Here is a 25,857-nt window from a genome sequence, read left to right as displayed (position 1 = left end):
CTTTTTTAGAAATTTTTTAATTTTCAAATTAATCATTAAAGCCGACCGACCGCCTCTAGTTAGTGACAAGGGAATATCCCGAGGCCTGAAAGATATAGTGACTAACTAAGGAGACTAAGATGGCTTTATCAATGCACACTAACTACGCTTCGCTTGTAACTCAAAACACAATGAACACAACAAGCGGACTTCTAAACACAGCAATGGAACGTCTAAGCACAGGCTACCGTGTGAACTCAGCTGCTGATGACGCTGCTGGTCTTCAAATTGCTAACCGTCTAGAAGCGCAAACACGCGGCATGTCAGTAGCAATGCGTAACGCACAAGACGGCATCTCTATGATGCAAACTGCTGAAGGTGCGATGGATGAAATGACAAACATCGTTTACCGTATGAACGACCTTGCTACACAATCGTTGAACGGTTCAAACAGTGCAACAGACCGTGCGTCTCTTAACAAAGAGTTCACACAGCTTACTGCAGAACTAAACAACATCGTAGACAACACTAAGTTCGGTGGTCAAAACCTTCTTAAAGGCGGCGGCTTCGGTGCAGGTGACGTAACATTCCAAATCGGTGCATCTTCTGCTGAAACATTGACTGTAAGCGCAAGCGCAGGTATCGGTGAAATCACTACTATTCTTGCTGATGCAGCAATTACAGATGGTATCGATGACGCGACTAAAGCAAAAGCAGCACTAGACAAAATCAGCGGCGCTGACGGTCTAGTAGAAAAAATTGGTAGCTCTCGTGCAGACTTCGGTGCGAACATCAACCGTCTTGAGCACACTATGGCTAACCTTGGTAACATGGTAGAAAACGTTACAGCATCTAAAGGTCGTATCATGGATACAGACTTTGCAGTAGAGTCTTCAAACATGACTAAGAACCAAATGTTGATGCAAGCAGGTACAACTGTTCTGTCTCAAACTAACCAGCTTCCAAGCATGGCAATGTCACTACTACGCTAATTACTTAGTTAATAGTGCGCTTAATTTAAATCGTCTTAATTATAAAGCCTTCCTATGGAAGGCTTTATTTTTATCTACGAATATAAATAGAGCTCGTATTATCTTTGTGAGATTCAGGCACTCTGAATCCGAATTTCAACATAATATTAAATAAAACCTTATTAAACAGTTCTAATTCTATCGTCTCTAATTTGCTTCCTATTTTACTATCTCTAAGTTCAGGGAAATTGAACTTAGCTTCCTTTAAGATACTAGCTATCTCATCAGAATTGATGCTCTGTTTACTTAATAGTTTTTTGTTAATGAACTCTTCATATGCACGAGCACACTTCATCAATCGTAACGCAAATTCATTCATAACTGACATTCTTTGAAACGTAAAAAATTTAATTTTTAGTGAGAACACTTGCACGTCACACTATCAAAAATAATATCAGAACGTAATTAATGTACTCTGTAAGAATTATCTGAATCAAGCTGAAGTAAAGGCTGAATATAACGTCTAATTAAAACATCTCTCCTAATTAGAACCGTCAATACAATTAAATATTTTCTTTGTTTAGGTCGCCTTTTCTTATAAGGAAATCACTTTTTCCATGGAGGAAGGCGGAACAAACAAGGTGGAAACACCACTTCCTCCCAAGAAAACAAAATAGCTCTAAACCTTTGTTTTAATTGAATTTAATATACGGCACGCATCTTGCCACTGATAATTAAACTAAGGCGTAGCATTCAAAGTATTCAAGCCAATAAGAGATGAGAGGAGCACACCTCATGAGTTCTTTAGACCCAGTAAAAATGGCAACCCAATTCGCACAATTGGACACAAACCCATTCAAAAACCGTTACCAAGCGCAAGCTAATGTGTACCAGTCACAACTGTCAGCTTTTAATAAAGTTGAAAGCGCACTACGTGATTTTCGTACTGCAATGAAAGAGATGAATAACAGCACAAACAGCATCATCAAAAACAGTGCGACACTCTCTCAAGAAGGTAACTTTACTGCAAACGCGGATGCTAAAGCGCTAACGGGTAACTATCAGATTTTTGTAGAAAAAGTGGCAACAGCACATCAAGTATCTACAGGAATGCCTGTAGACCTTGAGGCAACGACAGAAGTACCAACAACTGGATCTTTAGAATTCACCATCAACGGTGAAACAATGACTCTAGACTTGTCCTCCGTTGATGTTAATGGTGACGGAACTGCAACGATCAGTGATTTAGCCAGTGCGATTAACAATCACACGGATAACCCTGGCGTTAACGCCACTCTAGTTCGCTCGAATGGTCAAACACACTTTATGCTATCGAGCACTGAGACTGGTGTCGAAAATAAGATCAACGTATCTGCATCGGGTACTGGCCAAGCGTGGTTTGAAGACGCCTTCACCAACCTCAAGCAAATTAACGCTCCACAAGATGCGGTTATGTGGCTAGGTGCAAAAGACTCAGGCCTGAAACTAACCAACGCAAGTAATACTTTTGAAGGTGTCATCGACGGTGTTGACATTACCGTATCTAAACCGCAAGCCGCGGGAGATGCGCCAATCGGTTTAAAAATTGGAGCTGATAGCGAAGGCACTAAAGAACAACTAGATAAGTTTGTGGAAACCTACAATGCCCTTGTTTCGACTATCGATCAGTACACCCAAATTGGCGGCGAAGATCAGAAACGCGGCGTGCTCGCTAGCGACTCGACATTGCGTTCTATTGAGAGTCAGTTAACGGGGTTAATCCGAGGTGAACACAATGGTATGCGCCTAAGCGAAATCGGCGTGAGCCTAGACCGCAACGGTAAAATGAAAGTTGATCAAGAAAAGTTCAAAGAAGCTCAACAAACAAACAGCGCAGGCTTAGAGGCGTTGTTTAATGGGGATGACGCTTTGCTAGATTCTCTTGACGCGATGGTAGAGCCTTTCTTGAAGTTCTCATCAGGTACCTTCAGCACGCGTAAAGACGCAATACAGTCAAGCTTAGACCGAATCAAAGATAAACAAACCAATTTAGAGCGTAAGTACGAAATGTCGTACAACCGCTATCTCAAACAATTCACTCAAATGAATTCAATTATGACCCAAATGAACCAAACCATGTCCATGTTTAATGCTCAAAAATAAGACATTTGGTTCCAAATTTAGGAGAAATATTCATGCTTATGGATTCTGGTTACGATTCGTACCAACAAGTCGATCTCGACGCTCAAGCGGCAGCAGCAAATCCACACCAATTGGTCATCATGTTAATCGATGGCCTACTCGATGAAGTTGAACGTATTCGCGGCCACCTAGCCGCAAATCGTTTGGCCGAGAAAGGGAATGGAATCAACAAATGCATGAACATCTTGATTGGACTAACAAGTGCTTTAGATGATGAAAACGGCGGTGAAATTGCGGAAAACCTACGCCAGCTGTATGACTTCTGCCAAGTCGAACTTTATTACGCTAGCGTGCAAAACGATGCAAATCGCTTGGTTAACGTTGAGCGTGTAATGGGTAACATTCGTGAAGGTTGGATGAATTTTGGACAACAAGCATAAAGTATCGCCAGAGCGATTCCGTCATTTATCTCAGCTCATCCAGTTCGCCGCAAAAACGGCCGATTGGCATGCGCTCAAGCGGTACGACTTGCAGTTGCGAGAGCTTTTGATCAGTCACAAGCCTTTTTTGAAAGATCCTAAGCTTGCACCTGAAATCCAGCGAGCGAAAACAGTGCACGCTAATGCCTTCGCAGTATTAGAGAAGTCGACCAACGAGTTGAAAAAAGAGATGAACATGGTCAATGACCATCAAGAACGCGCTATGGCCTATCAATTAGCAATGACCATGGAGCTAACTCAATGATCATACCTTCTTCAACTCAGCACTCGGGTAATTCGCCAGCTAACAATGAGGGTCACATCAAGCAAGCGAACTCGGTACACGGCTTTTCTCATGGTTTTAAATCAGGGAACAAGCAGAATGGTGAGCAAGACTTTAACTCTGCGTCAGCGGTACCGAGTTTTCACCTTACGGCCTCTACTTTGAACAGCGCAAACAAAGTACAAAGTCATGGTTTTGATACTGATGACCGCTCAGCTTCAGATCCGGATGCCAACTTGACCAGTACACTAGGGTTAACAGAATCGACTGATCTTGCAGCGCAAGCTCAAGCTTTAACCCAGGGTATGATTACCATGGCAGAGAAGCAGGCTGAGAAACTAGGAAAAGCGTCATCTTTAATGACTGCGAGCGAAGTTAAGTCTGTTACTCAAGATTCGTCTAACGCTATGTTAAACACATCATCAAAACAAGATGTGAAGCAAAGTCTGCCGACTTCATCGAGTTCGCGTTTGCCTATCTCCGGTGCTGAGTTTCAAACTCTTTTGAATCAACCTGTTCAAGGGCAACCAACCGCATCTCTACTTCAAGCACAAGCTCCTACAACACAATCTGCACATTCACCGGTTGCGACGAGTCATGTTCAAGCTCAAGGCTCTGAGTGGGCAGCGGTGCGTGTTGATACCACTGCCGGAAAGTGGGGGGAGCAAATGATGCAAGTTTTACATGATCGCGTGACGCTCCAAGCTCAACAAAATGTACAAGAAGCAAAAATCCGCCTAGACCCACCAGACTTAGGGAAATTGGATTTACTTGTACGTGTTGAAGGTGACCGATTGAGTGTCCACATCAACGCCAATGCCGCAGCAACACGAGAAGCTTTAATGCAAGTTTCGGAACGATTGCGTACTGAGTTACAAGAGCAAAACTTCGTTCATGTCGATGTCAATGTTGGCTCTGATCAAAACCAAGGTCGAAATGACCCACACGCAAACGAAGAAGACACCAATATTTTCGCCGCACGAGAATCTGGTGCATTCCAAACCACGACAACAACTAACTATTCAGAACACTGGCTAAGCACTCAAGCTTAGTGAATCTTCGAGGAAAAAGGTTATGACCAAACAACAAATGATCGCCCTGTTTATCGCCATGATCATCACCAGTGCCCTCGTTTCGGCCGTCACAATTATGGGCGGAATCTGGTACTTAAACAAACACGCTCAAGAGTCACCTGACTCTGGTTCACTGATCGAAGACTCTCCACTGTCTTTTTTGGTCACAGAACAACCGACAAGTAAAGGTCCTAGCTTCCATCCTTTGGACAAAGTCGTTTTGACCGTTAAAGGCAAGAAACAGACTCACTTTGTGATGCTAGAACTGGCAATTGAGACACGCCGCCCAGAGCGTATCAAAGAGATCGATGAATACATGCCTATGGTACAAAACTCTCTATTAAAACTGTTTAGCGACAAAACGTTTGATCAGTTACAGCAAGCGGGTGCCATCGATACTCTGCAAGACGAAGTGAAGCAAACGCTTCTACTCGCTTTTGCTAAAACAGACATCGTCCGAGAAATCGACGATGTTTTGTTGACTAAATATGTTGTGCAATAACGGAGCACAACCATGTTAGACATGAATGTACAAGACACTTACACCACAGAAGAGGAAGTGACAACACCGTCACGACCAATTGATGAAAACGCATTGCTACAACGTCATCAGGTCATGGTAAAACGCGTAGTTAACCAGCTGCGCGTTCATGCCACTTCTCACTGTAGTATTGAAGATATGCAGCAGATAGGCCTTATCGCTCTAGTCGAGGCTGGACGCCGATATGGCGATGTTGACGATCCTCACTTTCCTGCTTTCGCCGTTTGTCGAGTTCGGGGAGCTATTTTAGACGAATTACGCCGACTAGATTGGCGTTCACGTAAGACTCGTCAACAAGCCCACGAGCTCAACGACGTGACTCGAGATCTCACTCGAACGTTAGGTCGAATGCCAACGGATGCCGAAATCATCCAGGCTTTAGGGACGAATGAGCAAGATTATTACAACCGCCAAAATGCCGCTCTCGCAGGCGAGATGCAAAGCCTTGACCAACTGATGGAGAGCAGCGGTGATAGCTACATTGGCGGGCAATACGATGGCATGGAACATGAACATATTCGTCGTAGTTTAGACAGTGCTTTGGGTAAATTACCTAAGCGCGATCAACTGCTCCTGACTCTGTTCTATCAACATGAACTCAACTTACACGAAATAGCTCTGGTATTGGATCTGACACCACCTCGTATATGTCAGCTTCACAAACAAGCGCTGAAACAACTCAACCAATTAATGTCCTCTTAGGAGTCACAAGATGCAAAAGTTTTTTGGAGTGCTCACTATCCTGGTGTGCGTCTTCGGTGGATATATGTGGGCCGGTGGTAGCTTAGGTGCTATCTGGCAGCCAGCCGAATTCCTTATCATTATTGGCGCCGCTGCTGGTTCTTTGATCATCGGTAATCCGCCTCATGTACTGAAAGAAATGCGTCGCCAAGTGCCAGCGACCATTAAAGGTCCAACAGAAGAGCATGAGTACTACATGGAATTAATGGCACTACTCAACAACTTGCTAGAGACAGCGAGAAACCGCGGATACAAGTTTCTGGATTCTCATATTGAGGCTCCGGAGCAAAGCTCTATGTTCCTCGCTTACCCGACGATCGCAGAAGATCATCGCCTAATTTCTTTCATTACTGACAATTTACGTTTAATGGCAATGGGACAGATGTCGCCTCATGAATTAGAGGGACTGCTAGAGCAAGAAATCGAAGCAATACAGAACGAAATGCTTTTACCTTCACGCTCACTACAGCGTACAGCTGAAGCACTACCTGGCTTCGGTATTCTTGCAGCAGTTGGTGGCATCATTATCACCATGCAAGCTATTGATGGCTCAATCGCTATGATTGGTTATCACGTTGCGGCAGCTCTCGTTGGTACATTCATTGGTATTTTCGGTTGTTACTGTGGCTTAGATCCACTAAGTAACGCCATGGCTCAGCGAGTAAAACGTAATATGACTGCTTTTGAGTGCGTTCGTGCAACCTTGGTTGCCTACGTAGCGAAAAAGCCGACATTGCTCGCCATTGACGCTGGTCGTAAACATATTCAGCTAGACATCAAACCAACATTCAACCAAATGGAGAAGTGGTTAGCTGAACAGGAGGGATAATGCAAAAACAAGAGCATGTAGTGTTCAAACGTGCCAAAGTATACAGCCATGATGAGTCGTCTCATGGCGGCGCGTGGAAAGTCGCGTTTGCTGACTTCATGATCGCCCTAATGGCGCTGTTTCTTGTACTTTGGGTTATGCAGGTGGTAGACAAAGAAGAGCGTAAAGCGATTGTTGCCCACTTGCATAGTTCAAGCGTATTCGACAAGAGTTACGGCAACCCATTTGATACGTCACAAAGTATTTCTCCTATCGACTTGGCACAGGACTCTTCTGTGCCAAGTAAACACAACTCCAACCATGTAGTAAGCTCTTACTTTAAAGGTGATGGGGATGGACCAGAAATTGATTCTTTGATTCCTGGTAACTTCGATACTCAAGAGCAACTTGCCGCACTAGCAAAAGTAATTGAGCAAATGACTGCCCAAATTAATGCGCAGGGAAATGTAAACGTCACGGTGACACCACAAGGTTTGCGTATCGTCCTTCAAGATGATTACAAACAGCATATGTTCAGCCGTGGTGGTGCAGAACTTACTCCTTTTTTTGAAGATTTACTGCTCGCACTAGCACCTGTATTTCATCGTGTTAACAACCCTCTGATCATCAGCGGACACACAGATGCAATTCCATTTAAAAAGCGTTTTGGTCGTCAATCTAACTGGGCGTTATCAGCCTCTCGAGCAGACGTAGCAAGAAATACGTTAGTTGAAGGCGGTATGCCGGACGATAGAGTAATGCAGGTAACGGGTATGTCAGATAGAGCGCTGCTTAATCCTGATGAGCCAGATTCTAGCGAAAACCGTCGTATTGAGCTGTTTGTTTTAACGACTCCTGCCGCTAAAGTGCTTGAAACCCTTTTTGGCAACCACCAAGAAAGTGAACTGCAAAAAGCGAAAGATAAGGCTGAATTTAACCAACCAGTCATTCGTCAAGAAGTCATCAATTACTCCGGCGATACCGCCACCAGCGAAGTAAAAATTCAAGAATTATAATCTTAAAAGGTCACCACTCTGATGGTGACCTCTCTAACCAAAGCCTCTGTTACTGTGACTTTTTAGTTGAGTTCTATATGCACATAACATCATCCGAAAAAAGAAAAAGCGACTTACTGAAGAAAGCCTTTTTATGGCTCATTGTCTTCGATTACCTTTTATTGGCGTTTTTCTTAACTCAGCTATCAAGTATGACACTAAACAGCGGAACCATGATCAGCTTGTTACTTGTTGTTTATAACGTCTTACTTGTTTCGCTATGTTTTCAACGAACCAACAAGCAGGACTCTTACATTATCTACCCTGTTTTGTCCGCAACGTTATTAGCATTTGTCTGCTTTCTTTACTTCTTTTTTTTAATTTAGCTCCCCGACTCGACCATTGATTTTACTTTTACTGCTTTTTCGAAGTGGTCGAGCTGATGAGTCTGAATCCACCACGTAGCCGCTTCCATCAACAGCTCTGGGTCGTCATTTTTATTAGCGAAAAACGCATAAAATGAGAGACCAACCAATTCACCTTTACTCGCGATCTTTTTGTCACAGACCTCTATAATTTTGTCTCTCAGCGAAGCTCTTATTTCTAATCCCTTAACCTAGTACATACTCACTAACCATACGGTTGAAAGAAATCAAATCAAACGAGCCTTTAATTTCAAAACGCACTCTTCCCACCTCACTCATGAAGAACTCGATTTCACAATCCAAATCAAAAGTACCAGAGGTCTCGATAGAAAATGCATTGATCTTACTGTAAGGCAAAGAAGTGTAATCCACTTTTGAGCCGGTAATCCCTTGCACATTTGCCGCTATCACGCGCTTGTTCGTAAACACCACTTGGTCGCGAACTGTTTTAAAAGCAGCGAAAATAGTCTCACCATCAATCAAGAACTTAAGGAAGTCTTCTCTGGCATTAGAAACGTCAATCGGTTTAAGCTTAAATACAGAGGAATTGTCGAAATCAATCATAATGAATCCTTTGAGTGGGCGTTAGAACGAATTATCAACGTATCAGATAGCACCACTTTTGCCTACTCGCAACGCACGTTTCTGCTTGATTCGCCCAACAACGAAGCGTCACTCACTTCCACCCTTGCATCCATTGCTCAGAGTCTTTTAGGTCTTGCCAGTTCATCTCTCGGTCGCGTTTACTCATGACTGCCTCGATGACACATCTCACAACGTTACCATCTTCATCTAGTTCCATTTCCGTCACGACAAAATGCTTCTCTTTGTTTTTAGGTGAGATTGCCGTCCATTTACTGTGCAATAATTTCTTAGGGTGGATTCTGTTCATCGCATTGTACCAATTTAACTACCATGTTGATGTATACGACTGAATACCAAGAGAGAATCAGATTTTGTTTTTGCAAACCGACAAAAGATAAAACCGCAAAAGAGATCACTCCCTTTCGCGGCTCTAACTACAATCCGACTAGGTCTTCTGACCATTCAATCGAGGGTTTAAGTACTGACTTTGTAGCAACTGTAACCCTTTACCGACCAGAACAATCACTATCGCGCCAATCAGGACAGGCGTGAAGAGAAAACTCCATCCCTGCCCAGACGCCATGATCAAAATTGGATTTGCCCCCGCAGGTGGATGAGTGGTCTTCGTAATCAGCATCGCAGACACACCTAGCCCCGTCGCAATCGCGAGCGTGACCGGCGTAACGTCAACATACTGGCTAAACGCAATACCGATAGATGCCGTAATGAAGTGACCAATGATCACGTTTTTGGGTTGAGCAAGAGGGCTGCCTGGCACCCCAAACACCAGTACTGCGGTAGCACCAAATGGTGCCATCAGGAGTACAACCTCCGTCAGTGATACCTCTGCGTAGGACAATACGCCAATAGCCAACGTAGCGCCAAGCCCGGCAACCAACGATAAAATTAAATTATTCATAAACACCTCAAAGTAGACCGAATTGTCTACAAAATAAAATAGACAAACCTGTCTACCTTTGTCAATATGTGTTTATGGAACTTTTTGAGGACTTAGTTATGAACAAAAAGAAACAGTTATTGATCGACACAGCTTTGTCACTGTTTTACAAACAAGGCATCAACTCTATTGGCATCAATGAAGTCCTCAATGTTTCCGGCGTGGCTAAACGCACGCTATATAACCATTTTGAGAGCAAAGAAGCGCTTATCATCGCCGCATTAGAACAACGCCACCAAATATTTATGGAATGGTTGGAGGAAAAGCTTTCTTCAGCACAAACGTGCGCGGAAGTGATCGATCAGTTATTTACAGCACTCAACGGCTGGTTTCATGGCTCTGAAGAAAAGTTGGGCGAGTTTCGCGGTTGCTTTTTCATCAATACGTCCGCGGAATTCAGTGACGACAGTGGCGAGATCGCAACGTATTGCCGCTACCATAAGCAGCAAGTCAGAGAGCTAATTCAACGCTATCTCAAATCAGACAACGCTGCATTACTCGATGCCATTTGCATCATGAAAGAGGGCGCGATCACTACCGCTTACATGACGAAAGAGTACGACAACGTCACGAAGAAATGCGTGACCATTTTGCACAAGCTTTAATGCGTTCAGGTATAGTCATTTGCGGATTAAGTATTCAAACGAAAGGCACCAATCGGTGCCTTTCGTATTACTTAGTGAGTGTACTTACAGCTCGTGCTCGGTACGTGCGATGATGTCGTCTTGCGCATCTGGTGATAGCGCGGTGAAGAAGGCTGAGTAGCCTGCAACTCGCACAACAAGATCACGATATTGCTCCGGGTTCTTCTTCGCAGCTAGCAAGGTCTCACGAGAGACGATGTTGTATTGCACGTGCCAACCTTTGTGGTGGTTGAAAAAGGTGCGAATCAACATAGAGAGCTTGAGCTTATCACCTTCAGACTCAACCGCTGCCGGGCTTAACTTCTGGTTAAGCAGCACGCCACCAAGGATCTTATTCGCTTGGATCTTACCGACCGAGTTGTACACAGCCGTTGGACCTAAACGGTCTGAGCCAGATGACGGGCTTGCACCTTCTGCCAATGGCGTTTTCGCTTTACGACCATCTGGCGTTGCCATGGTGGAAGCACCGAATGGGACGTTTGCCGAGATACTTGATGTACCTGCGTAGTAACCGCCACCAATAGGACCACGCCCATGACGCGTATTAACGAACTGCTCTAGCTCATCAATGTACACTTGGTACGCGTCTGCGAGCAGTTGGTCTACCGCGTCATCATCGTTACCGTATTTTGGTGCAAAGTTGATAAGACGTTGGCGAAGCTGTTCGTTCTCCATGCCGTCGAAATCTTCTGCCAATGCTTTTGCCAGCTGTTGTTGTGAGATAAGGGGCTGAGTAATTTGCGCATCATCGAAAACAAGGTGCTTGATGGCGGCTAGGCTGTTACCCAAGTTTGCGATACCGACTTGCAAACCAGATACCCAATCGTATTTCGCGCCACCTTCTTTCACGGTTTTACCGCGAGCCAAACAGTCATCCACCAGCGTTGAACAGAAAATGTCTTGAGCTTGCTGTTCAAGTACGCTGTCGACTACTGTATCAATCTCAATCGATTTACGGGTGTAGTAGCGGATTTGCTCTGCCCAAGAAGCGGTCACTTGCTCAAAGTTCTCAAAGTTGCCTTTTGCTAATGACTTATCGTGTGGCAAGAAAACTTTACCTGTTGTCGCGTCCACACCTTCGTTCAATGAAGCGAGCAGAATACGGGCGAAGTTAATGAAGCTCATGCCCGTACAACGGTAACCCCATTTGCCCGGAACCGCCGTCTCGATACAACCGATAGATGCGTAGTTGTAAGCGTCCTCTTTCTCTACGCCGAGCTTGATGAATTCAGGAATAACAATCTCATCGTTGTTGAACGCAGGCATGCCGAAGCCGCACTTAATCACTTCGATACAACCCATTAAGAACTCTTGGTTCAAACCTTCGTGGTAACGCACACTCAAGTTAGGTTGCGTCGAACGTAACTGACCACAAGACTCCAGAATCGCCCAAGAAAGGGGATTCACTGCGTCTTCAGGCTCACCCTTTTCATTCAACTTCTGACCGCCGATACACACGTTTTGATACAGCGGAGAACCTGCGGAGGCTTTCGAGTGCGCACCAGAGCGAATCTTGTTCACTTCAAGCAGTTTCAACCAGCAGCTCTGTAAAAGTTCTAACGCGAAGTCTTTCTCAATTGTGCCGTTTTCGATATCGCGAACATAAAATTCGTTGAGGAATTGGTCCATACGACCGAAAGAAACCGAGTGACCGTTCGATTCGATTTGTAGCATCAATTGAACGAAGTAGCTCAATTGCAGTGCTTGCCAGAAGTTTTCCGGCGCATCACTCGCGACATGACGACAGTTTGCCGCAATGCTTTCTAACTCAGCTTTGCGCAGCGGGCGCGTCTCTTCTAACGCCATTTTTGCCGCCAATTCAGCGTAGCTCACCATGTGGTCTTGAATGGCAAGCAGTACAATTTCGACCGATTTGTAGAACTGCTCTTTCTTCAAGCCTTCAAAGGTCGAAACATCATTGTTAGCACGGTGCTGACGAACATCCTCTAACAAGCCGTTCATGCCTAGCTTCAAGATTTTCTCGTTATCCACCGCTAGGTGTGCGTCACCCGAAGTCATGTTGCCTTCGGCTTTAATGATGGTGCTGGCTAAGATTTCTTGCTGCTCATCAGTGAACAAGCCATAACAACGGTCTTGTACGGTTTTGCCGCGCCAATACGGTGTGATGCTGTGAATGCTTTGCTTATCTTCTTCAGTAACCGCAAAGCCTGCACCAGGACGGTCAGCTAGCTCATCAATTTCTGCTTCAATCCAACGTACAGTGTATTCTGGGAAAATAGGCGCAGCGCGCACTTTGCTCGCTTGGTTACCGACGATTAACTCATCGTGCTTAATCCAAATCGTACGAGTGCGTAAGTGCTCTTGCAGTGCTAGCGCACGTTGGACAATTACAGGTTTGTCTTCGTTCGCTTGATAAGCACGAGTGTATGCCTCTGCACGCTCGGTACAGACAGGTGGCGTTACGATATTTACCAGTGCCGATTTGTGCGCTTTGATACGCTCAGGAAGGTAATTCAGGTCCATAGTTAACCTCTTACAATCACGTTAAGTTGGGTGTTTTCGCTTGCGTATTGCATGGCGCTTTCTAGCAGTTCTGGTTTGTTTAATGGCTTATCAGAACACTCGTAAGGCATATCGAGCAAACGGTATTTATTGATGCCGAGCGTGTGGTACGGCAGCAAGTGAAGTTCTTGGCAGCTTTCTAGTGAAGCCGCAAAATCGATGATGTCTTTCAACTCTTCGATGGTGTCATTGAACCCCGGCACAACGGGAACGCGAATCACAATGCGTTTCGCGATAGGTGCCAGTTTTCGGAAATTGTCTTTGATGCGTTTTAGTGAACCTTTCGCCCAGCTAAGAAACTTTTCTTCGTCGGTGTGTTTTAAATCCGCCAACCAGCAATCAATATGCGGCGCGGCTTTTTCGACGTTCTTCCACGGCACATGCATGCACGATTCAATAGCGGTAGAGACTTGGTTGTCATGCAGACGCTGTGCGAGTTCTGCCACCAAATCCGCTTGCATGAGTGGCTCACCACCGGAGAAGGTCACACCACCTTGGCTTTGGTCATAGAAAGGTTTGTCTTTCATTAAGGTGTCGAACAGCATGTCTGATTTTGCCTCTTCACCGCAGACAGTCAGTGCTTGCGTAGGACAGACGTCTCGCAGCGCGATCAGTTGGTCTTCTTTGATGGCTTTGCGATTAATGATGATCTGGTTGTCGATACGTTGAATACCATCGCTCACCGTTTCACTACCCGCCGTGGTTTGAGTTGTAGCTTGATAAGCAGAAACGCACAGCTGGCAATCTTCCATGCAGCTTCGCTGATCAAACAACAGTGAATGCTTTTCGCTGCGGCTTTCTGGGTTTTGACACCAAGGGCAAGACAAGCTGCATCCTTTAAGAAAAAGAATGGAACGAATGCCATCGCCATCATGGGTAGAGAATCGTTGGATATTGAAATACATCTCTGCTTGCCTCTTGGTCTGTGCTACCGCTGTGTACCTAATTCGTTTCTTTCTTACTGGTTAAGTCTTATGAGCGGTTTTTCTTTGTTCGAACTGAAAGCTTCATTTGAGCGTTTACAAGTTTCACTCAGCTTTCATTTAATGAAATTATTATAGTTTCAAATGAAATTTCAATTAATCAAAATCAAGATCTCGTTCGATTGTCAGATCTATAGTGATCCCATCATCAAAACGAAGATTTTGTTTAAGGTAGAAACCATGATCGAACTTTATTTAGATACTGCTGATGTGGCAGAAGTAAAACGCTTTAACCAATGCCTACCGCTAAAAGGCGTGACGACAAACCCAAGCATTTTGGCGAAGTCAAAACAGGGACTGAATGAAACCCTAGCAGGCATGCAAGAAGCACTTGGCGGGACACCTCGCTTTCACGCTCAAGTAGTGAGTTCAACCGTCGAAGGCATGGTGGCAGAAGCACGCCAATTGAATGAATTGCCTTACGACATGGTGGTAAAAGTGCCAGCAACAGAAACAGGCTTAGCTGCAATTAAGCTAATGAAAAAAGAGGGAATTCAGGTTCTTGCTACCGCTATCTATTCAGCTCAACAAGGTTTCCTTGCAGCACTGTGCGGTGCAGACTACCTAGCACCTTACGTAAACCGCATTGATACGATGAACGGCAACGGTGTTGAAGTGGTCGCGGATCTTCAATTGTTGCTCGATCAAAACCAACTACCAGCGAAGATTTTGGCAGCCAGTTTCAAGAATACTCAACAAGCGATGGAGGTGATGAAACTGGGCATCGAAGCCATTACATTGCCAACTGATGTGGCGGCACAAATGTTCGCACATCCAGCAGTAAAACCGGCGGTTGAACAGTTCGATAAAGACTGGAAAGAGACGTTCGGCGAGAAGCTTTCATTTGAAAGCTAATTAAAAATAGCAGCTAGACTTCATAGTTAACAATAAAGGGAATCTTAACTCACCCTGTGCGCCGGTGAGTTAAGATTCCCTTTTGTATTTCAGATAGAGAAGTAGCGCTACAGTAGTTCTCTATTGGTCAGTGACCAAAGGTACACGCGCTTTAGTAAACTGATTTTGATCCTTTTACGAATACCTCGTTTGGAATGGCGGAGTCGGTTTGGTAGCGCAATGGCTTTCATCTCGGTTTTCATTTCTTTTCCATCCACCAACACAGTAGACCCCCGATGCAGTAAGCCAGCAGATCTTTCCAATCAAATGTGGCGCCCAAAATCACAGCCAGAGGCGATGAAGATTCGATACCAAGCCAAACCGCGACCTGTAACAATTGCCCTAACTCAACAGCAAACGCAATCAACACCACCAGTGAAACCAGCCAGTTAACGGGCATGGAGAACAAGCTTGCAAGAAAGTAGTAGAGCCAAACCACAACGAGAACATCACCAACTGTCGGACGAATAAAGCTGTCTCGAACATAGAGCGCGATAACGACCAATGCGATAAAACACACCAAGCTTTTGAGTCCATTTTTTGCAGAAAATTGCAGGTGGATAGCGGACGTCTCTTCCATCATTTCGCTTGGCTGACCAGTGAGAATTGCTCGTTTAAACATCTTCATGATTCGCCTTTGCGCTTTCTTCTGCTTTCTTATTTCGTGCGTACCAGTCGACATTACGTGTAATGACCATAGTGAAGCTCAAAATCGCAAAACACAGTAATGTACCCATGACCAATGCGTAGCTCTCTGCTTGTAGCAAGCCAAATAGCAATCCGTAGAGAGTGAGCAAACACGCTCCGAACATCGCGCCGTGTTTGGTGTTGCTCAACATACCGCTCACGTACACACTTAAAAGCCCGGTCGATGCAACTGCCGACACCACATATGCCCAGTTGAAGCCGAGGTGTTCACTCATCGAAATCAGCAACAGATAGAAAAGCGCTAAAGCCAGACCAATAAAACCGTATTGTACTGGGTGAACCGGACGCGCCTGGAACAGCTCCAGCAAGAAGAAACTCGCAAATACTAATGTGATAACCAATAGTGAATAGTTCACGGCTCGGTGAGACTTCAAATAGTGGTCCACGGGATCAATCAAATCTACGCCCATTTGTCGCTGTTCAAGCTCGTGACAAGCGTGATTCGACGACAAACAGCTTTGGAACAGCTGCGCGATATTGGTAGAGAAGTTATTGCTCGCCCACTGTGCTTTAAATCCATCTTCAGATACTTCTGATGACACTGGTAAATAATCACCAATAAAGCTTGGATGCGCCCAAGTTGAAGAGAGTTCAACCGTTGTTTGACTGCCGATTGGTGTGACTTGAAGCTGCCCCATCCCTTGCAACAAGAAGTTAAGATCGAATGCCAAAGGTTGTGCTGGGTTTAGGTCTGCGAGTGTCAGAGCACTGTGGAAGCCTTGTGGTAACGGATCTAACCCCGTTCCCGGTGCGACTTCGATTTCAGAGCTCGCCATGGTCATGTCATCCAAACGAATCAATCCACGGCTGTCTTCAATGCCAACGACTAGGCTCATGTTGTCAATATCAAGCCCCTGCAACGCCGCGAGTTCGTCTGCATCAAAAGTGCCTTTCAGTGCCACTTGTGCTTTGTATAAACGCGCGCGGTAAATGCCTCGGTACTTTTCAAAACTGTCCAGATTCGCGCTCATATCAAAAGTGCTAGGTAAAAGAAATTTACGACGCTCTTTAATCTGTACTTTGTCATCTCGGTAACTGGTTTCGGTGTAATTAACCATGATGAATGGACCAATGATGCGCTGTTCGCCGCTGCTGCTGCGTGCGATGTCGTTTCTGACTTCATCTTGGCGATATGAGCGTTCTGAGATCAGCCCTCTGACCATTGAAAGCGGGATTTGCAGTAAGACAAACAAAAACAGCACGAAGGCGAACTTCGTGCCGAGTTGGTTATTGAGGATCTTTTTCATGTTTCATTCTCCATTTGCTGATGGGAGTAATCTAAATCAGCAATTTGGAGAACGAATGGAGCTAATGTGGAGTTTCTATGGAGTTGGTAAAATCAGGGTCACTTTCACGCCAGCATCGACGTTTTCGACTTGCAACTGACCTTTGTGCAGCTTGATCACTTGCTCAACAAAATTAAGCCCGAGCCCAGTGCTCTTAACACCATTTTCCCGAGCGAGGGAGTAGAAGCGCTCGGTTAAACGAGGCATTGCATAGTCGGGAATGTGAGGACCTGAATTGAAAATCGACAGGCACACCTTTTCTTTCGTGACCTCAGTTTTCCATTCAATGCATCCCTCTGAATGAACAAAATCCAGCGCATTGTCCATCAGGTTAAAAACGGCTTGTTTCAGTAAGAAGGCATCACCAAGTACGGAGAGATGGTCATCAATTTGGATTTTGGCAGTGACCGACTTAGCACTCAAACGCGCATCCGCCGACTCAACCACTTCATTGACCATTTGTTCTAGCGAGATAGCTTCGACTTGCTCTAGCTCAGGGCGCTTTTCAAGACGAGCAAGTTCTAGCAACTTATCAATCAATGACTGCATACGATCGCTTTCTCGCTCGATGTTACCAGCAAAGCGCGCGACCTTTTCTTCAGGCAACGGCATTTGCAATATTTCACTCGCGCCTTTAATCGCTGATAACGGGCTTTTCAGCTCATGAGTCAGCGTCTGTACATACTCTTCCACATACTGCTTACCATCGAGCTGATTGCGCATTTTCTCTAATGCATCACTTAGCGTGCCGTACTCATAAAAGATACGAAATGTCGGCTTAGAGACCTTTTCACCCTCACCCATTTTAGTCGCGTAGTCTTCTAGCTTGTTCAGTGCCGAGTGAATTCGCCAAGCAAACAATGCCCCTGCCAGGCGCACTAAACCACTCATCCACACCATCCAAAACAGCACATTGCGTTTAGAAATGTCGATGAAGGGTTGTACTGAGCGATTGGATTTTGCCACCGTCACGCTGCCAATGATTTCACCTTTGTGGTAAATGGGCGCAGCAACATGCATAACGGTTGAGAGTGGATCTTTCGGGTCTTCGATGGTACTGCGCGCGCCGTATTGACCACGCAACGTGAGATACACATCGTTCCATTGCGAGTAGTCTTTGCCTACGTCTTGCTGCCAAGAATCCGCAATCACAATGCCTTGTTTATCGGTAATGTAAATTCGATGGTTAATCGCTTTTTTAACGATTTCCCAAATGCGCGCTTGAGGCTCTCGCTGTCCATAAGCCGTTAATAGTTTGGAGAAGCGACTCTCAGACAACTTGTCATTCGCGACGTCTTCTTCCGCCAATACCGCGAGTAAGTTCGCCATATCCACTAGCGTCTCTTCGGTAGTTTGGCGCACGGTTGGCTTAAGTTCTTGGACAACCGTTTTGCTCACCATGTAAGCCGTCATCCCGACTAAGATGAAGTAGAGAAAAAACAGTCTGAGTCCAAGCGGGATCTTCGGCCAGCGATTCATCATTCACCTTTAATGCAGTAAAAGTAACCAAAGCCACGTTTGGTACAGATGCGTTCAGACATCTCAAACGGCTTCAACTTATTGCGAATGGCTTTGATATGGGTATCGATATTACGCTCATATGCAGCCTCTGGCGCCATGTCTGCCGCGATCATAAGTTGCTCTCGACTCAATACATTGGAAGAGACAGAAATCAGTTTATCGAGGATCTTGAACTCCACCGCGGTCAGCCCAAGCATTTGCCCGCCAACACCGTAGTCGAAGTTCTGCGCAACTAAATCATGGTTCAAATGAGGTTGTTCTGGAACAGCTACAGGCTCTGGTTTGTCCTCCATCATTGGCGCTTTAGCTTTGATTCGAAGTTTAATGCGAGCCAACACTTCGCGCGGGCTAAATGGCTTAGTCACGTAATCATCCGCGCCAATTTCCAAACCGACTACGCGGTCAATTTCATCGCTTCTTGCGGTGAGAAAGATTATGGGAATATCAGAAAACTCACGGATGGTTTTGCATAATTCAAAGCCATTGCCATCCGGTAAGCCTACGTCTAAGACAAGTAACGCTGCGGAGTTGTGCTGCAAAAAAGCTAAGCCCTCTCCTGCTGTTGCAAACCACTCTGCGTGGTAGCCATCCATCTCTAATACATGAATCAGGTTCTCTGCGATAGCAGATTCATCCTCGATAATAAGGACGGTGGGTTGTTCGCTCAATGTCTTAGCCTCATTGACGGTGTTTATCTTTATGTTGGTATTATCACTTAATTTGGGGCCAAGGCTAGTGGATTGATGCAGCAAAGGCGCAGTTCGTGGATAATACTAATCAAACACACTTCTATTCAGCATAATAAATTTATCACTTAGATTAATGAGTCACCACAATTGTGAATACAATGATTTCAACCATTGATATGAACAGTGTTCATTTTAAACTCAAGTTATCAATTCGATTTTATTTAAAGGACAGTCACTGATGAAAAGAGCGCTAATCCCCCTGGCTTTACTGACTTTGCTCTCAGGTTGCGCCAGCATGTCTCCGGATGAGTGCAAAACGGCGAACTGGTACAACGTAGGTTATCAAGATGGCCGAGACGGCAACGATCCAAACATTATCAATAGCTATACCGAAGACTGTGGTGAAGCGGGTGTGACACCCGACCGAGCGAAATGGAAAGAAGGCTTTGATAAAGGCACTATCCAATATTGCTAACCAGACAATGGGTACACTGTCGGTATCGAAGGCAAAGAATATTACGGTGTATGCAGCAGCAAAGAGTTTATTGAGAACTACCAGTTAGGTCATCAAGAATATCAACGCCAGCAACGCATCCAACAAATCGATACTGAAATCTCGGTCATCGATAATCAGCTTGATGGCAATCCAGACAAAGATAATGCCAAGAGACTGAAAGAGAAGAGAAAGCGATTGGCTGACGAGCGTTCAAGCCTCTTGTCGCCAACCATCAACTTGAATCTGAATTTCTAAATCGATTGGATTTAGCTTCTAAAAATTCATGGCCCTAACTCAGTTCTAGGGTCATGAATTGACTGTTCGGATCGAGTTCGTAATCCCCGAACGGCTCGCAGTACACAAAGCCATGCTTTTCATACAACAGGCGCGCTGGTTTAAAAAACTCCATCGAGCCCGTTTCTAAACTCAAGCGCTGCAAACCTTTTTGCTTCGCTTGCTCAATCACATGAATCAATAATTGAGATGCCACACCTTGGTTTCTTGCCGTAGGCGTGGTGCGCATGGATTTCAGCTCCGCGTGTTGGTCATCCAACTCTTTAATCGCCGCACACCCAAGCAGTTGCTCACCTTTCCATCCGGTCCAAAACGTCACTTCTGGCGCTTTGAGCTTATCTAAATCTAACGCATGCACGCTTTCTGCGTGGTGACGTGGCGTACATGTCCTGTAAATGTCCTTCCAACAGCGCTATCACTTGCGACCGTTCTAAATTGTCGATTTCAATCCTCATCTTTCCATCCTTGGCTTTTAACTATCTAAGTCACCTTAAGTATATGTTTTAAAATTAAATGTCCATCCCAAAACTCAAAGATACCTAGGTTTGTACAAAACTAAGGCGATTGAATAATAGAAAAGCCCCAGCACAGATATCAAAACATCATGTGTTGGAGCTTCATTTGCATTTCTATGTAAGCCTATTCGTAAAGTTCTGGCGTACTTTGTAACTGTTCACTAAATTTGAAAATATCGTCAATCGAGTCGATTGGATGGCGGGTTTCTGTTTTAGCTTCATCAAAGAGGCCAATGTACTTTTGTTTGGTATTGAACCAAAGGCGACATAATGGCTTCCGATTGTTGTCATCAAGCAGGATACCAAAATAACTTTGCGTATCACGGGCGCACACTCGCTGTACATCAACTTGTTGTCGCAATATCGCCTTAACTACATTAAAACCCTCGATCTCTTCATCTGTCGTTTGAACTTTGGGCTTATCTTGAGCAGGTTCGACGGATTCTTCAAAGGTGTTAACGCTATCGTCTACCTTGATCGGTGCTTTATCATCTCCACCAATTGCAGATTTCAATCGAGCATTAATGCTGTCGTTCAAGAATTGTTTTAGAGCCTTCGTTGTAATATCCATGAACTGTGCTTTGACTTTTGCGGTTTGGACGCCATCGTACACTTTTGAAGTAAAGAATTTTACAAACTCCTCTTCAGGGTTCTGAAACTGTTCATGAAGTGCTTTTTTAATTTGATTGAGGTACTTGAGCTCACCGGCAGCATCAACTACAGACTCAACATCAAAAGAAGACTTGGTAAGCTTTTTCACTTCGGGAATTACGTGCTCATCAAGATTGGCAAGATCCAAAGTCAAAAACGGCTTTTCATCCATTTTATTTGGAGCGTCTAAGTCCGTAAAAAACTGATATTCAGATCCATTAGTTAAAATCGCAATACGAGCATTGGTTACTGAAAAATACCGAAACAATTGATTAGCATGTTTAGTGGCCAATGGCTCACCAAATTTTTTACACTCGATAAGAATTTGTACAACCCCATCTTTAATGAGTGCGTAATCTACTTTTTCTCCCTTCTTCGTAGCAATGTCAGCAGTAAACTCAGGGATAACCTCATTTGGATTAAAGACATCATAACCTAATACAGAGTGCAAAAATGGCATTACTAATGCGTTTTTTGTTGCTTCTTCTGTAGCTAAACTCGCTGATACTTGGGGAATTTTTTTGGAAAGAGCTTGAACTCGTTCTATAAAATCCATAAGACACTCCATCATATTGTTCATTTAAACACTTAAAGTATATATGACACTGGTATCTTAAAATGTTGTGTAGTTAAAAGTTTGAATGCCATATGCAAACACTCACCCAACAGCGAACTTAAAGCGGTTGTCTCATAATGTGCTGCGGTCCAACGGGGCCGCCGTGGTAAAGCTCATTGGTATCTTCAAACCCTGATTTTAAATAGCACTGATAAGCGGGTATGTTGCGGCAATTCACGGTGAGATAAAGCGCATCAAACTCGGGATAATGGCGTTTGGCGAAATCGGCAAACTGTTGAATGGCTTGCTTGGCGATGCCTTTGCCTTGATGACGGTGATCCACCAGCAAAGCACGCACGCCTAAACTGTTTTTCGGGCAAAAATCGTATTTCTCGCTGTAAGCTGCATCAAATAGAAAAAAGCCAACCACGTCATCGTCTGCCAAAATCAGATGCGGAAGTTCTGTAGGTTCAAGACATGTAAGCATTTCACCCACATCCGCGACCGTAAACTGCGATTGCTCTTCTAGCACGCTAAGTTCGCAAGTTTGTTTATGTCGCTCAGGCGAATACTTTTCAATAGTAATCATAATCTTCCTTGTTGTTTTTATGCTCAATTCATACAGGGTATGTCGTAAATAGAAATACCTAGTGTCGTATTTCCCACTCGCAGGCAAACGTTTAGCACTCTATTATCCTCACCATTCGATAGAGAGGTTTCCATGTCCCGTTTTTTACTTTGTAGTTTTGCACTCGTTTTACTCTACCCTACTGCCATTGATTTGTATCTTGTTGGTTTGCCTCAAATTGCGTCAGATCTCAATGCCAGTGAATCTCAGTTGCATATTGCGTTTTCGATCTATTTAGCTGGCATGGCTACCACCATGTTATTCGCGGGGAAAATTGCAGACTCTGTGGGACGAAAGCCTGTTGCCGTCGTCGGCGCGATGATCTTCGTGCTCGCGTCTTTTCTCGGCGGAATGGCTGAACAACCAAACGCTTTCTTGATTGCTCGCTTTTGCCAAGGCATCGGTGCTGGATCTTGCTATGTCGTCGCGTTCGCGATTTTACGCGACACGTTAGACGATGAACGCCGCGCGAAAGTATTGTCGATGCTCAATGGCATCACCTGTATCATTCCAGTGATCGCACCCGTGATTGGTCACTTGATTATGCTGAAATTTCCTTGGCCGAGTTTGTTTACCACGATGGCAGGAATGGGCATTCTCGTCAGTGTATTGGCCATTTTTGTTCTCAAGGAATCACTACCCAGCCAACAATGTGAAGAACAGACAACGCCAGAGAGCCATCAAGAGACTTTCTTCGAGCGATTTTTTATCAGTAGGCTGATCATTACTGCACTTGGAGTGACCACCATCCTGACCTTTGTTAACGCTTCACCAATTGTTGTGATGAGTATGCTTGGTTTTGATCGCGGTGGCTATTCTTCCATCATGGCGGGGACTGCGACGATCAGTATGTTGATTTCGTTCTCGGCGCCATTGGCATTGGGGATTTTCAAGCAGCGAACCTTAATGATGAGCTCTCAAGGATTGCTCGTTTGTTCAGCCATCGTGCTCAGTGCAGCCCATTTCCATGATGGACAACCTTTTTACTATGTTTTCGGACTTGGGCTGATTTGCGCAGGCTTCGCTTGTGGCTTTGGCGTGGCCATGAGCCAAGCGCTCAGCCCATTCTCTCAACAAGCTGGCGTGGCAAGCTCGTTACTGGGCATTGCTCAAGTTTGTAGTTCCGCGTTCTATATTTGGTTTATGGGTTTCATCGGCGTTACTGCACTGAATATGTTGGTGTTTATCTTAGTGCTAGGTAGCGTAATCAGCCTTGCTCTAATACTATTGATTCCAAAGCCTGTTCACGATACCCATTATGAAGAAATCCCTAGCGCGACTTGATTTAAACTTACTGTTCACTCTGCAATTATTGTTGCAAGAGCAAAGCGTCTCGAAAGCCTCGAAAAAGCTGAACGTTACGCCCTCTACCGTAAGTAAGTCGCTCAACAAACTTCGTCATTGGTTCGATGATCCTTTGTTTGTCAAAACACCTAAAGGTCTTGCGCCAACGCCCTTGGCGCAAAGCATGGAGCAAGATCTTGCAGAATGGCTGCAAATTGGCTGCCAGATTGCAGAAAAACGCAGCGATATTACGCCTAAAGGAGTGCGTTTTGATATCACGATTGAGTCGCCATTAGTGCTCACAATGCTGGACAGAGTCATCGTCGCTATCCACCAGCGATACCCTGAAGCGAAAGTAAAAACCAGTAACTGGGATTACGATTCACTCGACGCCATCATTCGGGGCGAGGCGGATATCGGTTTTACCGGCCGAGAAAGCCACCCTAGATCGAAAGAGTCGTTGGATCTTCTGCCTTATTTCTTGGATTTTGAGATTCTATTTTATGACCTGCCGATGGTGTATTTACATAAAGATCATCCGGCATTACAGCAAGAGTGGAATCTCGAGACCTTTCTGAGCTACCAACACATCAATATTGTTTGGGAAAAAAGTGAAACTTGGGCGTTGGATGAAGTATTAGCGGAACTAGGGCTACAGCGCTCTATCGGGCTGACGATGTCCAACTTTGAGCAATCCCTTTTTATGGCAGCGCAGCCGACGCATGATATGATCACCACCGCGCCGCACTATTGCAAAAGTTACACAGAAAAGCTGCATCTCGATTTGGTGTGCTTGCCAATTCCATTAGACCAAGCTCAACAAGACAAATTACTGATTCCATTTACCATGATTTGGCATAAACGCAATGCGTACAATCCCAAATTGCTATGGTTGAAAAACACCATTGAGTCATTGTACAAACAACCTTTCCAACCACAGTAAGACTCAGGCTAAGGTCAGGTTTTCTCTGGTTATTTTTAATGACTTTCTTGCTCTGATAGCTATAACTAATCACTTTATCAACTAATAAAAATGTTCTTTTGGATCTACACTAGCTGTTCATTTACACGCTAAGGATCAAGGATGTCGACCTTCTTACTCACTGCTATTGCAATGCTGGCGTTCGCTGCCAATTCATTATTGTGCCGACTTGCCTTGGCAGAAGGGTTAATTGATGCAGGAAGCTTCACGCTCGTTCGATTGATATCTGGCGCGATTACCTTAATCGCAATGCTTGTCGTGAGAGGTCAGTGGAAAACCGATCGGCCAACTTCTCGCTTTCGCTTTTTTGCTGGCGTGGCGTTATTTGGTTACGCTGCCCTTTTCTCTTTCGCGTACTTACAACTGGCGACAGGAACTGGTGCTTTGCTTTTGTTTGGTGCCGTGCAACTTACATTACTGGCGATCTATTGGTTGCAAGGTGAGCGCTTTCAGTTTCTCGAAATCATCGGTATCGGCCTTTCAATTGTTGGATTTGTTTGGTTGATGTTGCCATCTGCCACTCGCCCCGATATTAGCTCTGCACTTCTCATGTTGATTTCTGGCGTTTGTTGGGCTGCGTTTACTGCGCTCGGTAAACAAGCGCCTTCTCCAAGTAGTGGCATCACGTGGGGATTCATCGCTGCATCAATAATTGGCGTGCTCCTTTCGCCATTAATCTTGTCCTCAATCCACCTTTCTTTGAGCGGAGTGTTGCTCGCTATCGCATCTGGTGCCATTGCATCTGGCCTTGGGTATACGCTTTGGTATCAAGTCATGCGTAAGCTCTCTTTACTTCAAGCCGCCGTCAGCCAACTTTCCGTGCCAGCCATTGCTTTGCTACTCGGCAGCATCGTACTCCACGAGCCTCTTTCACTGCATACTCTTTTAACCAGCGGCATCATTCTTGGTGGGATCGCTTTGGTTTTTTTATCTCGATCCAAAAAAACAAACGAACAATCGGCAAGCCGATAAAAAGTAATAACTTTCCCTCTCAAGTACCCATTCATCATCTATGCTTTTTAAAGCAGTAAAGCTCATTGCAGATGGTATAAGTGGTCTGCTTTGGTACCAGGCGAAGAATATAAGGTGAGCATTGGCTCACACAATGCAACGATTTTGTTTCATAAGTGAGAATCATCACAGATCGCGAATTTGCTCGTTTTAGGCGTTTCACCAATAACGCCAAGGCCTAGCACGAGATCAAGCCAAATACGCACTTTTTGTTTTGACAAAGGGTTTACAAA

Annotated in this window: 28 protein-coding genes and 2 pseudogenes; 16 read left to right on the top strand and 14 right to left on the bottom strand. The window is 44.8% G+C overall.

Features of this window, described 5'->3' with window-relative positions; genetic code table 11:
- Positions 1-119 precede the first annotated feature (119 nt).
- Entirely contained in the window at positions 120-971 is an 852-nt protein-coding gene (gene lafA / locus R7F64_RS01520) for a lateral flagellin LafA (RefSeq protein WP_005375019.1), read from the top strand.
- Positions 972-1,041: 70 nt separating this feature from the next.
- On the opposite strand, the gene R7F64_RS01515 is transcribed toward lafA, so the two are convergent.
- Entirely contained in the window at positions 1,042-1,329 is a 288-nt protein-coding gene (locus R7F64_RS01515; RefSeq protein WP_005375016.1) for a hypothetical protein, read from the bottom strand.
- 416 nt (positions 1,330-1,745) lie between these two features.
- On the opposite strand from R7F64_RS01515, the gene fliD reads away from it, so the two are divergent.
- From fliD to R7F64_RS01470, 9 genes are all read left to right on the top strand, one after another.
- Positions 1,746-3,092 (top strand): flagellar filament capping protein FliD, encoded by a 1,347-nt coding sequence (gene fliD, locus R7F64_RS01510; protein ID WP_213905475.1) that lies wholly within the window; start codon positions 1,746-1,748, stop codon positions 3,090-3,092.
- A 32-nt stretch (positions 3,093-3,124) separates the two neighbouring features.
- On the top strand, positions 3,125-3,511 hold the full coding sequence (fliS, locus tag R7F64_RS01505; RefSeq protein WP_005375014.1) for a flagellar export chaperone FliS: 387 nt from the start codon (positions 3,125-3,127) through the stop codon (positions 3,509-3,511).
- Positions 3,495-3,815 carry a hypothetical protein gene (locus R7F64_RS01500; protein WP_005375013.1) on the top strand — a complete coding sequence of 107 codons (321 nt, stop codon included), beginning with the start codon at positions 3,495-3,497 and terminating at the stop codon, positions 3,813-3,815. Before fliS ends, R7F64_RS01500 begins: the two co-directional genes overlap by 17 nt.
- Positions 3,812-4,885, top strand: a complete 1,074-nt coding sequence (locus R7F64_RS01495; protein WP_206970606.1) for a flagellar hook-length control protein FliK — start codon at positions 3,812-3,814, stop codon at positions 4,883-4,885. Before R7F64_RS01500 ends, R7F64_RS01495 begins: the two co-directional genes overlap by 4 nt.
- A 22-nt stretch (positions 4,886-4,907) precedes the next feature.
- Positions 4,908-5,408, top strand: coding sequence for a flagellar basal body-associated FliL family protein (gene fliL, locus R7F64_RS01490; RefSeq protein ID WP_318071389.1), 501 nt, complete (start codon positions 4,908-4,910; stop codon positions 5,406-5,408).
- A 12-nt stretch (positions 5,409-5,420) separates the two neighbouring features.
- The gene (locus R7F64_RS01485) at positions 5,421-6,149 is read left to right on the top strand and encodes a FliA/WhiG family RNA polymerase sigma factor (protein WP_005375008.1); all 729 of its coding nucleotides are present in this window, start codon (positions 5,421-5,423) and stop codon (positions 6,147-6,149) included.
- A 10-nt stretch (positions 6,150-6,159) separates the two neighbouring features.
- Positions 6,160-7,017, top strand: a complete 858-nt coding sequence (motA, locus tag R7F64_RS01480) for a flagellar motor stator protein MotA (protein ID WP_005375006.1) — start codon at positions 6,160-6,162, stop codon at positions 7,015-7,017.
- Complete coding sequence (locus tag R7F64_RS01475; protein ID WP_005375003.1) at positions 7,017-8,012, top strand: flagellar motor protein MotB; 996 nt, start codon at positions 7,017-7,019, stop codon at positions 8,010-8,012. The genes motA and R7F64_RS01475 overlap by 1 nt, the downstream gene beginning before the upstream one ends.
- A 77-nt stretch (positions 8,013-8,089) precedes the next feature.
- On the top strand, positions 8,090-8,377 hold the full coding sequence (locus tag R7F64_RS01470; protein WP_005375002.1) for a hypothetical protein: 288 nt from the start codon (positions 8,090-8,092) through the stop codon (positions 8,375-8,377).
- Here R7F64_RS01470 and R7F64_RS01465 read toward each other — a convergent pair.
- The 4 genes from R7F64_RS01465 to R7F64_RS01450 form a co-directional block, all read right to left on the bottom strand.
- Positions 8,374-8,592: a DUF6500 family protein gene (locus tag R7F64_RS01465; RefSeq protein WP_005375001.1), complete on the bottom strand. Its 219-nt coding sequence runs from the start codon at positions 8,590-8,592 to the stop codon at positions 8,374-8,376. The genes R7F64_RS01470 and R7F64_RS01465 overlap by 4 nt on opposite strands.
- Positions 8,593-8,602: 10 nt before the next feature.
- Positions 8,603-8,980, bottom strand: coding sequence for a PH domain-containing protein (locus R7F64_RS01460; RefSeq protein ID WP_005386881.1), 378 nt, complete (start codon positions 8,978-8,980; stop codon positions 8,603-8,605).
- 112 nt (positions 8,981-9,092) lie between these two features.
- A complete protein-coding gene (locus R7F64_RS01455) occupies positions 9,093-9,308 on the bottom strand; it encodes a TIGR02450 family Trp-rich protein (protein ID WP_005374999.1) in 216 nt (71 codons plus the stop codon).
- Positions 9,309-9,446: 138 nt separating this feature from the next.
- Complete coding sequence (locus R7F64_RS01450) at positions 9,447-9,920, bottom strand: HPP family protein (RefSeq protein WP_064369614.1); 474 nt, start codon at positions 9,918-9,920, stop codon at positions 9,447-9,449.
- Positions 9,921-10,018: 98 nt separating this feature from the next.
- Between R7F64_RS01450 and R7F64_RS01445 the strand changes: the two genes are divergently transcribed.
- Positions 10,019-10,564 (top strand): TetR/AcrR family transcriptional regulator, encoded by a 546-nt coding sequence (locus R7F64_RS01445; protein WP_064369613.1) that lies wholly within the window; start codon positions 10,019-10,021, stop codon positions 10,562-10,564.
- A gap of 84 nt (positions 10,565-10,648) precedes the next feature.
- Here R7F64_RS01445 and R7F64_RS01440 read toward each other — a convergent pair whose 3' ends face one another.
- Complete coding sequence (locus R7F64_RS01440; RefSeq protein WP_318071388.1) at positions 10,649-13,087, bottom strand: formate C-acetyltransferase/glycerol dehydratase family glycyl radical enzyme; 2,439 nt, start codon at positions 13,085-13,087, stop codon at positions 10,649-10,651.
- A 2-nt stretch (positions 13,088-13,089) separates the two neighbouring features.
- Positions 13,090-14,031 carry a glycyl-radical enzyme activating protein gene (locus R7F64_RS01435; protein ID WP_158173242.1) on the bottom strand — a complete coding sequence of 314 codons (942 nt, stop codon included), beginning with the start codon at positions 14,029-14,031 and terminating at the stop codon, positions 13,090-13,092.
- A 258-nt stretch (positions 14,032-14,289) separates the two neighbouring features.
- On the opposite strand from R7F64_RS01435, the gene R7F64_RS01430 reads away from it, so the two are divergent.
- Entirely contained in the window at positions 14,290-14,964 is a 675-nt protein-coding gene (locus R7F64_RS01430) for a fructose-6-phosphate aldolase (RefSeq protein ID WP_053304029.1), read from the top strand.
- Positions 14,965-15,202: 238 nt separating this feature from the next.
- Here the strand turns inward: R7F64_RS01430 and R7F64_RS01425 are convergent, their stop codons facing one another.
- The 4 genes from R7F64_RS01425 to R7F64_RS01410 form a co-directional block, all read right to left on the bottom strand.
- On the bottom strand, positions 15,203-15,631 hold the full coding sequence (locus tag R7F64_RS01425; protein WP_158173243.1) for a DUF2809 domain-containing protein: 429 nt from the start codon (positions 15,629-15,631) through the stop codon (positions 15,203-15,205).
- Positions 15,618-16,958: a cell envelope integrity protein CreD gene (gene creD, locus R7F64_RS01420; RefSeq protein WP_318071387.1), complete on the bottom strand. Its 1,341-nt coding sequence runs from the start codon at positions 16,956-16,958 to the stop codon at positions 15,618-15,620. The genes R7F64_RS01425 and creD overlap by 14 nt, the downstream gene beginning before the upstream one ends.
- A 75-nt stretch (positions 16,959-17,033) precedes the next feature.
- Complete coding sequence (gene creC / locus R7F64_RS01415) at positions 17,034-18,476, bottom strand: two-component system sensor histidine kinase CreC (RefSeq protein WP_318057629.1); 1,443 nt, start codon at positions 18,474-18,476, stop codon at positions 17,034-17,036.
- Positions 18,476-19,186, bottom strand: coding sequence for a response regulator (locus R7F64_RS01410; protein WP_158173245.1), 711 nt, complete (start codon positions 19,184-19,186; stop codon positions 18,476-18,478). The genes creC and R7F64_RS01410 overlap by 1 nt, the downstream gene beginning before the upstream one ends.
- A gap of 259 nt (positions 19,187-19,445) precedes the next feature.
- Between R7F64_RS01410 and R7F64_RS01405 the strand changes: the two are divergent.
- Positions 19,446-19,958: pseudogene (locus R7F64_RS01405) on the top strand (DUF2799 domain-containing protein).
- A 34-nt stretch (positions 19,959-19,992) separates the two neighbouring features.
- Here R7F64_RS01405 and R7F64_RS01400 read toward each other — a convergent pair.
- The 3 genes and pseudogenes from R7F64_RS01400 to R7F64_RS01390 all read right to left on the bottom strand — a co-directional run bounded on the left by R7F64_RS01400 (position 19,993) and on the right by R7F64_RS01390 (position 22,308).
- Positions 19,993-20,452, bottom strand: a pseudogene (locus tag R7F64_RS01400) (GNAT family N-acetyltransferase).
- A 184-nt stretch (positions 20,453-20,636) separates the two neighbouring features.
- The gene (locus R7F64_RS01395; protein ID WP_053303885.1) at positions 20,637-21,719 is read right to left on the bottom strand and encodes a type I restriction endonuclease; all 1,083 of its coding nucleotides are present in this window, start codon (positions 21,717-21,719) and stop codon (positions 20,637-20,639) included.
- A gap of 118 nt (positions 21,720-21,837) precedes the next feature.
- Entirely contained in the window at positions 21,838-22,308 is a 471-nt protein-coding gene (locus R7F64_RS01390; RefSeq protein ID WP_005374960.1) for a GNAT family N-acetyltransferase, read from the bottom strand.
- A gap of 132 nt (positions 22,309-22,440) precedes the next feature.
- Between R7F64_RS01390 and R7F64_RS01385 the strand changes: the two genes are divergently transcribed.
- From R7F64_RS01385 to R7F64_RS01375, 3 genes are all read left to right on the top strand, one after another.
- Positions 22,441-23,631: an MFS transporter gene (locus R7F64_RS01385; RefSeq protein WP_005386919.1), complete on the top strand. Its 1,191-nt coding sequence runs from the start codon at positions 22,441-22,443 to the stop codon at positions 23,629-23,631.
- Positions 23,606-24,574 (top strand): HTH-type transcriptional regulator YidZ, encoded by a 969-nt coding sequence (yidZ, locus tag R7F64_RS01380; RefSeq protein WP_053303886.1) that lies wholly within the window; start codon positions 23,606-23,608, stop codon positions 24,572-24,574. Before R7F64_RS01385 ends, yidZ begins: the two co-directional genes overlap by 26 nt.
- A gap of 141 nt (positions 24,575-24,715) precedes the next feature.
- Positions 24,716-25,585 carry a DMT family transporter gene (locus tag R7F64_RS01375; protein WP_053303887.1) on the top strand — a complete coding sequence of 290 codons (870 nt, stop codon included), beginning with the start codon at positions 24,716-24,718 and terminating at the stop codon, positions 25,583-25,585.
- The last annotated feature ends 272 nt before the right edge of the window (positions 25,586-25,857 follow it).

Origin of the sequence: Vibrio sp. Vb1980 (assembly GCF_033338615.1) — a bacterium.
GTDB lineage: Bacteria > Pseudomonadota > Gammaproteobacteria > Enterobacterales > Vibrionaceae > Vibrio > Vibrio alginolyticus.
Note: the sequence above shows the minus strand (reverse complement) of the source record. Positions and strands in the feature narration are given on the sequence as shown.

Bases quoted from the DNA above. Each gene is read 5' to 3' on its own strand.
- lafA (WP_005375019.1), top strand. From the start codon at position 120: ATGGCTTTATCAATGCACACTAACTACGCTTCGCTTGTAACTCAAAAC.
- R7F64_RS01515 (WP_005375016.1), bottom strand. From the start codon at position 1,329: ATGAATGAATTTGCGTTACGATTGATGAAGTGTGCTCGTGCATATGAA.
- fliD (WP_213905475.1), top strand. From the start codon at position 1,746: ATGAGTTCTTTAGACCCAGTAAAAATGGCAACCCAATTCGCACAATTG.
- fliS (WP_005375014.1), top strand. From the start codon at position 3,125: ATGCTTATGGATTCTGGTTACGATTCGTACCAACAAGTCGATCTCGAC.
- R7F64_RS01495 (WP_206970606.1), top strand. From the start codon at position 3,812: ATGATCATACCTTCTTCAACTCAGCACTCGGGTAATTCGCCAGCTAAC.
- fliL (WP_318071389.1), top strand. From the start codon at position 4,908: ATGACCAAACAACAAATGATCGCCCTGTTTATCGCCATGATCATCACC.
- R7F64_RS01485 (WP_005375008.1), top strand. From the start codon at position 5,421: ATGTTAGACATGAATGTACAAGACACTTACACCACAGAAGAGGAAGTG.
- motA (WP_005375006.1), top strand. From the start codon at position 6,160: ATGCAAAAGTTTTTTGGAGTGCTCACTATCCTGGTGTGCGTCTTCGGT.
- R7F64_RS01475 (WP_005375003.1), top strand. From the start codon at position 7,017: ATGCAAAAACAAGAGCATGTAGTGTTCAAACGTGCCAAAGTATACAGC.
- R7F64_RS01470 (WP_005375002.1), top strand. From the start codon at position 8,090: ATGCACATAACATCATCCGAAAAAAGAAAAAGCGACTTACTGAAGAAA.
- R7F64_RS01460 (WP_005386881.1), bottom strand. From the start codon at position 8,980: ATGATTGATTTCGACAATTCCTCTGTATTTAAGCTTAAACCGATTGAC.
- R7F64_RS01455 (WP_005374999.1), bottom strand. From the start codon at position 9,308: ATGAACAGAATCCACCCTAAGAAATTATTGCACAGTAAATGGACGGCA.
- R7F64_RS01450 (WP_064369614.1), bottom strand. From the start codon at position 9,920: ATGAATAATTTAATTTTATCGTTGGTTGCCGGGCTTGGCGCTACGTTG.
- R7F64_RS01445 (WP_064369613.1), top strand. From the start codon at position 10,019: ATGAACAAAAAGAAACAGTTATTGATCGACACAGCTTTGTCACTGTTT.
- R7F64_RS01440 (WP_318071388.1), bottom strand. From the start codon at position 13,087: ATGGACCTGAATTACCTTCCTGAGCGTATCAAAGCGCACAAATCGGCA.
- R7F64_RS01435 (WP_158173242.1), bottom strand. From the start codon at position 14,031: ATGTATTTCAATATCCAACGATTCTCTACCCATGATGGCGATGGCATT.
- R7F64_RS01430 (WP_053304029.1), top strand. From the start codon at position 14,290: ATGATCGAACTTTATTTAGATACTGCTGATGTGGCAGAAGTAAAACGC.
- R7F64_RS01425 (WP_158173243.1), bottom strand. From the start codon at position 15,631: ATGAAGATGTTTAAACGAGCAATTCTCACTGGTCAGCCAAGCGAAATG.
- creD (WP_318071387.1), bottom strand. From the start codon at position 16,958: ATGAAAAAGATCCTCAATAACCAACTCGGCACGAAGTTCGCCTTCGTG.
- creC (WP_318057629.1), bottom strand. From the start codon at position 18,476: ATGAATCGCTGGCCGAAGATCCCGCTTGGACTCAGACTGTTTTTTCTC.
- R7F64_RS01395 (WP_053303885.1), bottom strand. From the start codon at position 21,719: ATGGATTTTATAGAACGAGTTCAAGCTCTTTCCAAAAAAATTCCCCAA.
- R7F64_RS01390 (WP_005374960.1), bottom strand. From the start codon at position 22,308: ATGATTACTATTGAAAAGTATTCGCCTGAGCGACATAAACAAACTTGC.
- R7F64_RS01385 (WP_005386919.1), top strand. From the start codon at position 22,441: ATGTCCCGTTTTTTACTTTGTAGTTTTGCACTCGTTTTACTCTACCCT.
- yidZ (WP_053303886.1), top strand. From the start codon at position 23,606: ATGAAGAAATCCCTAGCGCGACTTGATTTAAACTTACTGTTCACTCTG.
- R7F64_RS01375 (WP_053303887.1), top strand. From the start codon at position 24,716: ATGTCGACCTTCTTACTCACTGCTATTGCAATGCTGGCGTTCGCTGCC.